Source organism: Marinobacter maritimus, assembly GCF_007671675.1.
Lineage (GTDB): Bacteria > Pseudomonadota > Gammaproteobacteria > Pseudomonadales > Oleiphilaceae > Marinobacter > Marinobacter maritimus.
The window spans coordinates 16,629-28,253 of record NZ_VCGW01000004.1 but is presented as its reverse complement, the minus strand read 5'-3'; the positions used below and the strand labels follow the sequence as shown (position 1 = coordinate 28,253).

Below are 11,625 nucleotides of genomic sequence, written 5' to 3'. Positions count from 1 at the left end.
CCAAAAAAGCACGATACTGGGGTGTCGCCAAGTGGTAAGGCAACGGGTTTTGATCCCGTCATGCGCAGGTTCGAATCCTGCCACCCCAGCCAACTTTCTCCCGCTTCTTCTGACCAAACCGCCGAAAACGAGAAGGATGCCATCGTGTCCAAGCTGATGATTTTCTCAGGCAATGCCAACCCAGAGCTTGCCCATGCTATCGCCAAAAAACTCCACATCCCCATGGGAGAGGCCACTGTAGGCAGCTTCAGTGACGGCGAAACCACCGTTGAGATCAATGAAAATGTACGTGGCCACGATGTGTTCATCATCCAGCCCACGTGCTATCCCACGAATGACAACCTGATGGAATTGATCGTGATGGCCGACGCCCTGCGCCGCGCTTCTGCATCACGCATCACCGCCGTCATCCCGTATTATGGTTACGCTCGCCAGGATCGCCGGGTGCGCTCCAGCCGCGTCGCCATCAGCGCCAAAGTTGTTGCCGACATGATCTCCAGCATTGGCGTCGACCGCGTTCTCACCGTAGACCTTCACGCTGACCAGATTCAGGGCTTTTTTGACGTGCCGGTAGACAACATCTACGCCACGCCAGTCCTGCTGGAAGATATCGAAAAGCAGCGGTTCGAGAACTTTGTTGTGGTTTCTCCGGACGTAGGCGGCGTTGTACGTGCCCGCGCTGTTGCCAAACGACTGGATGACGCCGATCTGGCCATCATCGACAAGCGCCGGCCGAAAGCGAACGTTTCTCAGGTAATGCACATTATCGGCGACGTTGAAAACAAGACCTGCATCCTGGTGGACGACATCGTGGATACCGCCGGCACACTTTGCAAAGCAGCCAATGCGCTTAAAGAACGTGGCGCATCCCGGGTAGTGGCCTACATCACCCATCCTGTCCTCTCCGGCCCGGCTATCGAAAACATCAGTGCCTCCGACCTGGATGAACTCGTTGTATGCGATACCATTCCTCTGGGTGACAAAGCCAGGAATTGTGATAGAATCCGCCCCCTCAGCATGGCCGGACTGCTCGCGGAATCCATCCGCCGCGTCAGCAACGAAGAGTCCATCAGTGCCCTGTTTGAGAATATCTGAGTAAACGGAACGCCGTAATACTCGGAAAAACAGCAAGTTACCAGAAGCTGTCATAAAGATACCGAGTCGGGAGCCTGATCAGGCTCCCGACTCTTTTAGTAAGCCGGAAACATCCGGCTTTTCGAAAACATCACCTGTCCCAACGCCTGGTCGCGGGCAGTTCAGGTGACGATTGAGGTACAAACCATGTCTCAGGACTTTGTTATTGAAGCATTTCCTCGTGACGACAAGGGGAGAGGTGCGAGCCGCCGCCTGCGTCGCGAAGAGCGTAAGATTCCGGCCATCATTTACGGTGCCGGCAAAGAAGCCACTCCGATTTCCATTTGGCACAACGAGCTGAAAAAAGCTCTGGAAAACGAAGCCTTCTTCTCTCACATCCTGACCATCGAACTGAATGGCAAGAAAGAGAGCGTGATCATGAAGGACCTTCAGCGGCACCCGTACAAGCTGCTGCTGACTCACGCCGATTTTCAGCGCGTGGAGAAGGACCAGGAAATCTTTGTTCACGTTCCGCTGCACCTGGTGAACGAAGACGCGGCTCCTGCGATCAAGACCTTTGGTGGCGTTGCGTTCCGTCTGATGACCGAGGTTGAGGTAGCTTGTCTGCCGCAAAACCTGCCGGAGTTCATCGAAATCGACATGATCGATGTAGAGATGGACCAGATTGTTCACATGAGCGACCTGAAACTGCCGAAAGGTGTTCGTATTCCTGCCCTGCAGCACGGTGCAGAGCACGATCACGCTGTTGTGTCTGTCAGCAAGCCGAAAGGCGTCAAGGCTGACGATGCAGAAGACGAAGCAGCAGAAGGCGAAGAAGGCGAAGAAAAGGAGTAATAACTCCGGAGGCGTTGGCAGATGGTACAGGATATTGTCATGGTGGTTGGACTGGGCAATCCCGGTCCCGAATATGAGAATACCCGCCATAATGCCGGCGCACTCTTCGTCGAAGCACTGGCCCGCCATGCGGGCCAGTCGCTCCGCCCCGAAAAGAAGTACCATGGGCACTACGCCCGCATTCAGTGGCAAGGCCTTGAGCTTCACCTGCTGAACCCCGCTACCTTCATGAATCGCAGCGGCTTGTCCGTAAAAGCCCTCGCTGACTTCTTCAAGATACCCCCCGGCCAGATACTGATCGCTCACGACGAGCTCGACCTTCCCCCCGGCACTGCCAAGCTTAAAAAAGGCGGAGGCCACGGCGGGCACAACGGCCTGAGAGACTCCATCGCCCATCTTGGCACCAATGAGTTCCAGAGACTGCGCATTGGTATCGGACACCCTGGCGACAGCCGCAAGGTCACCGGTTACGTACTGGGCCGCCTGGGCAAGCGTGAAACAGAAGATCTGAACGCAGTATTCGACGAAACCATGCGGGTTCTGCCCGATGCTGCCTCTGGCAATCTTGCTGCCGCAATGAACCGTTTGCACAGCTTCAAACCCACCATCGCCTGACCCTTCACGATTACACTCCGAGCCAAAGCGCCACCCCTGATATCCCTTACTCGCACACTCTGCCGGACACCGGTATAATCCGCCCAAACTTCCCCGTACCACCAGAGGCATTCCATGGGTTTTAACTGCGGCATCGTCGGCCTACCAAACGTCGGCAAATCCACCCTGTTCAACGCATTGACCAAGGCAGGCATCGGCGCGGAAAACTTCCCGTTCTGCACCATCGAGCCGAACGCAGGCGTAGTCGCCATGCCCGACCCCCGGCTTGATAAACTGGCGGAAATCGTTAAACCGCAGCGCACCGTGCCCACGACCATGGAATTTGTAGATATCGCCGGCCTGGTCGCGGGCGCATCCAAAGGCGAAGGCTTGGGCAACCAGTTTCTGGCCAACATTCGCCAGACCGAAGCCATCGCTCACGTAGTACGCTGCTTTGACGACCCCAACGTTATTCACGTTGCCAATAAAATTGATCCCGCAGCCGATATCGAGATCATCAATACCGAACTTGCACTGGCCGACATGGATACTGTTGAAAAGGCCATCAAGCGTGTTCAGCGGATTGCCAAAGGCGGTGACAAAGAAGCAAAAGCCCAGATCGAAATCTTTGAACGCTTGCTGCCCGTACTGAACGAAGGCAAGCCCGTGCGCGGTATGGGGCTGGATAAAGACGAACTGCTGCTGATCCGCGAACTCTGCCTGCTAACCATCAAGCCAACCATGTACATCGCCAACGTGAGCGAAGACGGCTTCGAAAACAATCCATACCTGGATACCGTGCGCGAGATTGCAGAAACCGAGAACGCAGTTGTCGTTCCCATCTGCAACAAAATCGAATCGGAAATCTCCGAGCTCGAAGACGACGAAAAAAGCATGTTCCTGAGTGAAATGGGCATGGACGAGCCGGGGCTTGATCGCGTTATCCGCGCCGGTTACAGCTTGCTGGGCCTACAGACCTACTTCACAGCCGGCGTAAAAGAAGTACGGGCCTGGACTGTGAGAATAGGCGCGACTGCTCCACAGGCCGCCGCCGTCATCCACACCGACTTTGAGCGCGGCTTCATCCGTGCGGAAATCATCGGGTACGACGATTTCGTGAAGTACAACGGCGAAGCCGGATCCAAAGAAGCCGGGAAATGGCGCCTTGAAGGCAAGGAATACATTGTTAAGGATGGCGACGTGATCCACTTCCGGTTTAACGTTTAATTCAGTGCCCGTCCAGCCCCTCCTTCATTGAAAGGAGGGGCTAACCATCAGCGCCCACCTGCTCCAATCACAACCACCACAAGACCGATGATCAGATTGATACCCACCAACCTGCGGATCTGGCCTACGCAACGAGCGCCTTGTTCGGGATTCTTCTCGGCAACCGCGTGCTTCAACCTGCGAAAAGGGGCGAAGTAAACATGGAAGAACAGGAGCATCATGATCAGGCCAAGAGCTTGCATCACATGAACGTGCCAGCCCGCTCCAGCCATGCCGCCAAACACGTTGAAAATCATCCAGTAACCGGTCACCAGCAATAACGCAATCGCCAGCCAGACCCAACGAAAAAACCGGGTCAGCGTCTGACACCAGAGCCCACCGCGCCGGGAAGCCTCCACCACCTCAACCACAGCAGGGCGCAACGCCATATAGGCGAAGAACATACCGCCAACCCAGACAACCGCAGATAACGCGTGCAGTGCAATCGCCAAATTCATGGCAAGCCTCCCAGCAGATAATAAGGTAAGAATTTCTGAACCAACACACTAACACGCCAACCGGCTACTGAACCGACAAGTACCTTACTCAACAGCAGCGCTCTTTTTCAGTCAGCGGCCTACTCTCCCCCACTCCAAGCCCAGCCACAGATATATTCCCGACAGAAACCCGATGAAGTGCCAACACTTCGTTTCGAAAGTAGCCAAACATCCGCTTGACCTGATGGTACTTGCCTTCAACCAGTGAGAGCCTGGCGGTGTACTCGGAGAGAATCTCCAAACACGCGGGCTGAGTTGTGATGTTTTCATAGGCAAAATAAATACCCTCTCGAAACACCGCAACGTACTCATCAATCAACGGCTCGGAGACAGTAACCTCATAAGTCTTTGCGAGCTTTGTCTCCGGCAAACTGATCAAACGCGACCATGCGCCGTCGTTAGTCAATAAAACCAGCCCCGTGGTATTGAGGTCCAGGCGCCCGACGATGTGCAGTTCGTTCTTTCGAGGGTGCTGGATAAGGTCCAAAACGGTACGGTGCTTGAGGTCTTTGGTCGCGCTAACAACACCCTTGGGCTTATTCAGCATAAAATAAACGGGATCGTTATTCTTCAGGCACCTGCCATCCAGCACAACATGAGTGAATTGCGTAACCTTTTGCTGGACTGAATATGCCGGCAAGCCATCCACAAGAATCCGTTTTTGAGCAACCAGCAAACGTGTATCTGAAATCGAAAAATCAGTATTCTGGCTAACAAAACGATCGAGGCGACTGGTTTTGGACTTCATAAGAAGATCATGATCATGAACACTTGAGCCGCAGCAAGCAGCGTGAAGGGAACCTGAACCGAATTGCAGTTCAGATGCAGATTCCGTGAATTCTTGGCTCTCAGGCTACAGGTAAGGATCTGATGGTAAAACAAGGCCCTCATCCCTCATTTTCCGAATGAAACCGCGTGCATCGCCAGTGAGGTGGCTGCGATCGTCTCGCTGCCGCCCATCATTTGGAGCGGCCGTAAATAGGCTGCCGAAGGATTCATTATGAAACTTCAGGGCTTGGCGCCCGATGCCGCACCTTTTGAATGCGCCTCCATCCTGATCAAGGTACATCCACATCAAATAGTAGTGGCCGGACTTTGTGGCTCGCAATTCGACTGAACCAAGTTTCGGACCATTAACAGCGGTAACCGTTATTTCCAGACCTGTGTCATCAATTTCAATATCAACTAGCCGGCCATCCGACAGCCTGCAACGCTGTGTGAGTTCATCTGATGAGATCACTTGTAAAGACATTTCATCTCCATAGGGAGCTAGCGTCTTGCATCAGTTAGAGGCCAATGGGCCGAGCGTTGCGAGCTTCCAGGCTACCAGTATAAGCATTGCAATCAATACCAAACACCCAACAAGGTACAGCCGGAATCTCATTGGGACATAATTGGAACCAATATGCACGTAGGCGTGAGCGAATCGGCTCACCACGAAAAGCCATGCCAAAACCAAGGCGACCACGCCTGCGGCATTAATGCTGTAGAGCACCAAACATAACACGTAGAACAACACCGGCACTTCAAATTGGTTGGCAATGTTGTTGGAGACCTTGACCACATCTTCCGGCCATACTCGATTGTTCAATGCCGCCTGTTTCCGATTTACTTCACCGGCCTTTACTGCCTTGGCCTTTCTCGCTCCAAGCATAATGAGCATGATCAGGGTCAGAAAAACTTGCGCTAGCACAGGCCAAATGATGTGGTTTGAGTTCATTGGATTTCTCTTTATTGTTTAGAAGTTAGTAGAACAACCAGCTTGAGGCGTTAAAATGGACAGTGTCAGTTTATTGAGTGATATGGACGGTGTCAATTTGAAAACGAAACAGAAACGTACCGCGGGGCAAAAGCACGGCGATCTGAGGATAGAGCTGCTTCGAGAAGGATTAGCGCTGCTCGATACTCAAGGAGTTGAGGGCGTCACTATTCGCGCCGTAGCACGCAATACCGGCGTGGCCCATTCAGCCCCCGCCAATCACTTCCCAACAAAGCAAGCACTGCTGACCGCCATCGCTGCGGTAGTTTTTGCCAACCTGGCTGATCTAACCGTAAAAGCGATAACCGGTTTATCAGATAAACCAGAACAGGCCATTCAGGCCTTCGCTGAAACCTGTTTCCAGTTTGCCTTCGACACCCCCAATCGCTATCAGCTCCTCTGGCAACGCCAGCTGATCGATCAGGACGATCCAGTTATAGCCAAGGAAATGGAGCGAGTCTATTCCGCCCTGCTTTCATTGCTGCGACAAGATCATGCAAACCACCGCGTGGACATCGAAACAGATGCAATTGCGATATGGTCAATGATTCACGGCTACATAAGCATGCGACTTGATGGAAACCTTGTGGCTGCTAAAGATACTGTGACGAACCTTCCACGACACAAAGCAATTCTGTTGTCACTGATTGACGGTATTTACCATCGTGACAGTTGAATGGAGTGAGATGTGAATCTTTGGACCAACCTTGCTGATGGTACTCGGGCAACCAGAGGCTTTAATGCCGCCAGCACGGGCGGCAATGTAGTTTATAACGTAGAACTAGGCGGCGCGTATCACGCATCCGCCTTTCGTTGTTTGTTGTGTTGTTGATTAGAAAAGTCGTAAACCCTAAAGGCATATATCGTATATAAAGCCATCAACGCGGACTCGATGATACTAAGAATTAGATACAAAATTTCTGAGTACAAGCCAATTTCGCTGAGAATAGAAAAGATCAGGAAATAAGGCGCATAAATAACAAAAGTTATTACCAACCCTCCATTCAGCAGAACCCAAAAATACTCTTTACTTGATTTCCAGCTTGATTTCAGGCTTTGCCCAACGCTTTCGTTTTTTATTAATAGATCAAATTCAGAAAAGGCAAGCCGCGCAGCCAAAATCAGGCCTGGAAATATAAAAATTGCGAACCCAAAACCAACCACTAAAATCAAAATAACCGTCAATACAAAATACGACGGCCAATACTTTATACCGAGCCCCCATGCTTGGGTAGCAGTTATAGATCGCCCCTTAATGACGGAAGCCACAAAAAACACTAAGGCTGCATTGAAGATCGGGTAAAAAAACAAATAGAAAAGCTCAGGGATAAATGGTGCCAATCCACCTTCAGCCTCGGCTAAAAATTCATAGTAGACGAACGAAAAAATTTCTAACGGTATAGTGAATGGAAACACTATCAGAATAATATAATTAAAATTAGATCTAAAAAATAACCAGGTATCAAGCAAAAACGTTTTGGTCAATTTCAACTCCATTTTCCGAGAACATAACCGCTAATTCAGCAACAAATGACATCTATCAATATACGCCTATTTACCATCGCTACTCGTTGAATATTCCATATTTTTCACAAGGTTGTAAGTTGTCCAGCCGAAAATTACGAAGTTTTTCGACAATTGTCGAATTGTTCCGTTTCTCGCCATGCAATTACGGCGAGTCGAGCTCAATGGGCTGTCCTGCAAAACCAAACAGGCCCACTGTCACTGGGTCAAACGCTTCATCCGTTTTCATGATATGCAACATCCTTCTGTCTGCTCGGCAAAGGAGGCGAAGCGATTTTTGTCGCACCTCGCGGTACGGCAAACTAACAGAACGCGCTTCACCGAATTTTACACCCACGCTGTTCGCAAAAGCGGGTTCGGTGTCCGCAGCTCTGTCGATGACGGTTTCTAGCTTTCCCAGTTGCTCGACGGTATCCGCTGCAGGTGGATGTGGCTGATCAGCCGGATGGTGGGGCGAACCAGAAACTGGAAACTGCCAATAATGAACATCCAGATGGCCGCTTTTTCGTATTCCGGATACAGGAACAGGATGCTGCCCAGAAGAAACCAGATAGCAATGAAGAAGTCGTTAACGATGCTGATCAACTCGTAGCGGCGGCGAATGATCAGTTCCTCATGCCCGAATTTTAAGGTCAGGGGGCTGTCTGTGCGGTCTTCAACCATGGTAAATCCTATTTCCCAAGGGGGCGGCCTGAAATCCGGAGAGCGCTTCAACGCCATGTTTCAAAAGAATTTAAAGGAAGATAGCACACATACGGAAAGCGTTCCTCGATCAGATTTACCGGCCAGCTCTTGACACTTTGACCCTCCGTACATAATATACGCGCCGCTTCCTTTGGTGAAGCGATGGCAAGGTAGCTCAGTTGGTTAGAGCACAGCACTCATAATGCTGGGGTCGGCGGTTCAACTCCGCCCCTTGCTACCATTATTCGAGAAAGGCCGCGATTCACGTCGCGGCCTTTTTTTATTTCCGGGCAACGAAACCTTCTGCGCCCTGCCTCTGGGGAGAGACCTCATGAGAACGACTGGCGACAGAATCCGCCAAGCGGTTTCCTTCGAAATTATTGGCCTGCTGATTTCCGTTCCCCTTGCGGCCTTTGCCTTTGGTTATTCTCTTGAAAAAACCGGCGTGCTCGGGCTCATTGGCGCAACCTTGGCCACTGTGTGGAACTACATCTTCAATCTGGGCTTTGACCACACGCTAAAACGGTTGACGGGCTCAACACGCAAATCCTTCAAACTTCGTTTGCTGCACGCATTCAGTTTTGAGCTAGGCCTGCTGACGGCCTTCCTTCCGATTATTGCCTGGTGGATGGACATCGAGTTGCTGAAGGCGCTCGTGTTGGATATTTCGTTCGCGCTGTTCTATCTCGTGTACGCCTTTGTGTTCACCTGGTGCTACGACACCCTCTTCCCGGACTCGGACTCCGTCGCCCCGTCAAGGCGGTAGCTGGCTATTGTCGAGTCCAAATTATTTTCCGGCATGCCTTGATCGCATACCGTTATAAACCCCGCCAAATCTATATGGCATACTGACGTCCGAACCCAATAACGCCAATTGTCCATTCGCAAGGAAGTTACTATGAAATTCGAGACGCTCGCCCTTCACGCCGGTTTCAAAGGCGATCCGACCACCAAGGCGGCCACTACACCGATCTACCAGACCACGTCCTACACGTTTGACGACACCCAGCACGGTGCAGACCTGTTCAACCTGAAGGTTGCGGGCAACATTTACACCCGGATCATGAACCCGACCAACTCGGTGCTTGAAGAGCGCATGACCGCCCTTGAAGGCGGCGTGGGCTCGCTTGCAGTTGCCTCTGGCATGTCTGCCATTACTTATGCACTGCAAACCATTTGCCGGGTTGGCAATAACATTGTCAGCACCAGCCAGCTGTATGGCGGCACCTACAACCTGTTTGCCCACTCATTGCCCAACCAGGGTATTGAATGCCGCATGGTTCGCCACGACGATTTCGATGCGATCGAAAAAGCCATCGATGACCAGACCCGCGCTCTGTTCTGCGAGTCCATTGGCAACCCGGCGGGCAATGTAGTGGATATTGCCCGTTGGGCCGAAGTTGCTCATAAGCATGGCATTCCGCTGATCGTGGACAACACTGTAGCTACGCCCTACATCTGCCGCCCGTTCGAGCACGGCGCGGATATCGTGGTGCACTCTCTCACCAAGTATATTGGCGGCCACGGTACCACCGTAGCCGGCATCGTCGTGGATTCCGGCAAGTTTGACTGGAAAGCCAACGGCGCGAAATTCCCGATGATGAACGAGCCAGATCCGTCCTACCACGGCGTGGTTTACACAGAAGCCCTGGGCGCTGCTGCGTTTATTGGTCGCTGCCGCGTTGTGCCGCTGCGTAACACCGGCTCTGCCCTCTCGCCGTTCAACTCGTTCCTGATCATGCAGGGCCTTGAAACTCTGGGGCTGCGCATGGAGCGCCATTGCGAGAACGCCGAAAAGGTTGCCAACTTCCTGCAGGATCACCCTGCAGTAGAGTGGGTAAACTATGCAGCTCTGGCGAACAGTCCGTTTAAAGCCACTTGCGAGAAAATTTGCGGCGGTAAAGCTTCTGGCATCGTGAGTTTCGGCATTAAGGGCGGGCGCGAAGCAGGCGCCAAGTTTATTGATGCATTGGATCTGATCTACCGTCTGGTGAACATTGGTGATGCCAAATCATTGGCCTGTCACCCTGCAACCACGACGCATCGCCAGCTGAACCCGGAGGAGCTCAAGAACGCAGGCGTAAGTGAAGACCTGGTGCGCCTGTCCATCGGCATTGAGCACATAGACGACATACTGGCCGACATTACCCAGGCGCTGGATAAAGCTCAGGCTTGATTAGCCTCAACCGGGTACGACGAAGGTCGTGCCCGGTACCTTTCGACCCCCTTCCAGCACCTCGTGATTGCCCTTACCTGCCTTGTAACTGCCCCGTCAGCCGATTATTCTCTAAAGTTCCCTTTAGCCTTAATGAGAGTCCGGTTGCAATGAGCGAAAGCGCAAAGCCCCGCGTCACCAGTGGTTCCAAATTCCGCAACGAGCATGGTTTTTCGGCCATCAAGGATGGCGTGAAGCGCTCAGCAAAGCACGAGTCGGTACCGGTTGACCGCAAGCCCAAATGGCTGAGAGCACGCATGCCAGGTGGTGAACGCTTTGAAGCCGTGCGCAAAAACGTCACCGAAAACCGGGTGAGCACCGTGTGCCAGGAATCTCATTGTCCCAACATCGGTGAGTGCTGGACCGCAGGGACCGCAACTATCATGGTGATGGGCTCGGTATGCACCCGCGCCTGCCGTTTCTGCGCGGTAGATACTGGCAATCCCAATGGATGGCTGGACAAAGACGAGCCGGAAAACACAGCCAAATCCGTGGAGCTCATGGGGCTGCGCTACATTGTGCTTACCTCAGTAGACCGGGACGACCTGGATGATGGCGGCGCCGCCCATTACGCCGCCTGCGTCTCAGCGATCAAGAAGCGCACACCCGATGTTGCGGTGGAAGCACTGACGCCAGACTTTGATGCAGTGATGTCTGATGTAGAAAAGGTGCTGGATTCGGGCCTTGAAGTATTCGCGCAGAACGTGGAAACCGTGGAGAGGCTGACGCGCCGCGTACGTGACCCTCGTGCCGGATACCAGAAAACCCTCAGCGTGCTGGCCCATGCCAAACAGTACCGCCCCGACGTGCTCACCAAAACCAGCCTGATGCTGGGCTTGGGCGAGACCGAAGAAGAAATTCTGGCCACGATGGACGACCTGCGCGCCATTGGCGTGGACATCCTTACGCTGGGCCAGTACCTCCGACCCACGCCCAATCATCTACCGGTAGAGCAGTATGTAACACCGGAAGCGTTCAACCGGTATCGCGAGATCGGTCTTGAGAAAGGCTTTATGGAGGTGCCTTCGGGCCCGATGGTTCGCTCGAGTTATCGCGCCGACAGAGTATTCGACAAGAACAACCTTGGGCTTGCGGTGCCAGAGGTGCCTGCCGCCTCAAACGCCATGCAGATTCCCGTAAAATCCCTGGACTGAGTC

General features: G+C 52.7%; 15 protein-coding genes and 2 tRNA genes. 11 read left to right on the top strand and 6 right to left on the bottom strand.

Going from position 1 to position 11,625, the window contains the following annotated elements:
• Positions 1-17 precede the first annotated feature (17 nt).
• From FFI90_RS15260 to ychF, 5 genes are all read left to right on the top strand, one after another.
• Positions 18-92 (top strand) — tRNA-Gln (locus FFI90_RS15260).
• A 52-nt stretch (positions 93-144) separates the two neighbouring features.
• Positions 145-1,095: a ribose-phosphate diphosphokinase gene (locus tag FFI90_RS15255; protein WP_144779099.1), complete on the top strand. Its 951-nt coding sequence runs from the start codon at positions 145-147 to the stop codon at positions 1,093-1,095.
• Positions 1,096-1,281: 186 nt separating this feature from the next.
• Positions 1,282-1,929 (top strand): 50S ribosomal protein L25/general stress protein Ctc, encoded by a 648-nt coding sequence (locus tag FFI90_RS15250; protein WP_144779539.1) that lies wholly within the window; start codon positions 1,282-1,284, stop codon positions 1,927-1,929.
• A gap of 21 nt (positions 1,930-1,950) precedes the next feature.
• Positions 1,951-2,544 carry an aminoacyl-tRNA hydrolase gene (gene pth, locus FFI90_RS15245; RefSeq protein ID WP_144779097.1) on the top strand — a complete coding sequence of 198 codons (594 nt, stop codon included), beginning with the start codon at positions 1,951-1,953 and terminating at the stop codon, positions 2,542-2,544.
• Positions 2,545-2,658: 114 nt separating this feature from the next.
• Positions 2,659-3,750, top strand: a complete 1,092-nt coding sequence (ychF, locus tag FFI90_RS15240; RefSeq protein WP_144779095.1) for a redox-regulated ATPase YchF — start codon at positions 2,659-2,661, stop codon at positions 3,748-3,750.
• 47 nt (positions 3,751-3,797) lie between these two features.
• On the opposite strand, the gene FFI90_RS15235 is transcribed toward ychF, so the two are convergent.
• The 4 genes from FFI90_RS15235 to FFI90_RS15220 all read right to left on the bottom strand — a co-directional run bounded on the left by FFI90_RS15235 (position 3,798) and on the right by FFI90_RS15220 (position 6,006).
• Positions 3,798-4,247 (bottom strand): CopD family protein, encoded by a 450-nt coding sequence (locus FFI90_RS15235; RefSeq protein WP_144779093.1) that lies wholly within the window; start codon positions 4,245-4,247, stop codon positions 3,798-3,800.
• 88 nt (positions 4,248-4,335) lie between these two features.
• Entirely contained in the window at positions 4,336-5,034 is a 699-nt protein-coding gene (locus FFI90_RS15230; RefSeq protein WP_144779091.1) for a pseudouridine synthase, read from the bottom strand.
• 105 nt (positions 5,035-5,139) lie between these two features.
• Positions 5,140-5,538: a hypothetical protein gene (locus tag FFI90_RS15225; protein ID WP_144779089.1), complete on the bottom strand. Its 399-nt coding sequence runs from the start codon at positions 5,536-5,538 to the stop codon at positions 5,140-5,142.
• 30 nt (positions 5,539-5,568) lie between these two features.
• The gene (locus FFI90_RS15220; RefSeq protein ID WP_144779087.1) at positions 5,569-6,006 is read right to left on the bottom strand and encodes an MAPEG family protein; all 438 of its coding nucleotides are present in this window, start codon (positions 6,004-6,006) and stop codon (positions 5,569-5,571) included.
• A 55-nt stretch (positions 6,007-6,061) separates the two neighbouring features.
• Here FFI90_RS15220 and FFI90_RS15215 point away from each other — a divergent pair, with 55 nt between their 5' ends.
• Positions 6,062-6,721 (top strand): TetR/AcrR family transcriptional regulator, encoded by a 660-nt coding sequence (locus tag FFI90_RS15215; RefSeq protein WP_144779085.1) that lies wholly within the window; start codon positions 6,062-6,064, stop codon positions 6,719-6,721.
• Between the two features lie 119 nt (positions 6,722-6,840).
• On the opposite strand, the gene FFI90_RS15210 is transcribed toward FFI90_RS15215, so the two are convergent.
• Positions 6,841-7,530: a YciC family protein gene (locus tag FFI90_RS15210; RefSeq protein WP_186318003.1), complete on the bottom strand. Its 690-nt coding sequence runs from the start codon at positions 7,528-7,530 to the stop codon at positions 6,841-6,843.
• A gap of 178 nt (positions 7,531-7,708) precedes the next feature.
• On the opposite strand from FFI90_RS15210, the gene FFI90_RS20530 reads away from it, so the two are divergent.
• The gene (locus FFI90_RS20530; RefSeq protein ID WP_144779081.1) at positions 7,709-7,960 is read left to right on the top strand and encodes a phage integrase N-terminal SAM-like domain-containing protein; all 252 of its coding nucleotides are present in this window, start codon (positions 7,709-7,711) and stop codon (positions 7,958-7,960) included.
• Here the strand turns inward: FFI90_RS20530 and FFI90_RS15200 are convergent.
• Positions 7,957-8,232 (bottom strand): YrhK family protein, encoded by a 276-nt coding sequence (locus FFI90_RS15200; protein WP_144779079.1) that lies wholly within the window; start codon positions 8,230-8,232, stop codon positions 7,957-7,959. The genes FFI90_RS20530 and FFI90_RS15200 overlap by 4 nt on opposite strands.
• Before the next feature lie 185 nt (positions 8,233-8,417).
• Here FFI90_RS15200 and FFI90_RS15195 point away from each other — a divergent pair.
• The 4 genes from FFI90_RS15195 (at position 8,418) to lipA (ending at position 11,622) form a co-directional block, all read left to right on the top strand.
• Positions 8,418-8,494, top strand: a tRNA-Met gene (locus FFI90_RS15195).
• A gap of 90 nt (positions 8,495-8,584) precedes the next feature.
• On the top strand, positions 8,585-9,019 hold the full coding sequence (locus tag FFI90_RS15190; RefSeq protein WP_144779077.1) for a PACE efflux transporter: 435 nt from the start codon (positions 8,585-8,587) through the stop codon (positions 9,017-9,019).
• A 132-nt stretch (positions 9,020-9,151) separates the two neighbouring features.
• Positions 9,152-10,429 carry an O-acetylhomoserine aminocarboxypropyltransferase/cysteine synthase family protein gene (locus tag FFI90_RS15185; RefSeq protein ID WP_144779076.1) on the top strand — a complete coding sequence of 426 codons (1,278 nt, stop codon included), beginning with the start codon at positions 9,152-9,154 and terminating at the stop codon, positions 10,427-10,429.
• Between the two features lie 149 nt (positions 10,430-10,578).
• Positions 10,579-11,622 (top strand): lipoyl synthase, encoded by a 1,044-nt coding sequence (lipA, locus tag FFI90_RS15180; RefSeq protein ID WP_144779074.1) that lies wholly within the window; start codon positions 10,579-10,581, stop codon positions 11,620-11,622.
• Positions 11,623-11,625 lie beyond the last annotated feature (3 nt).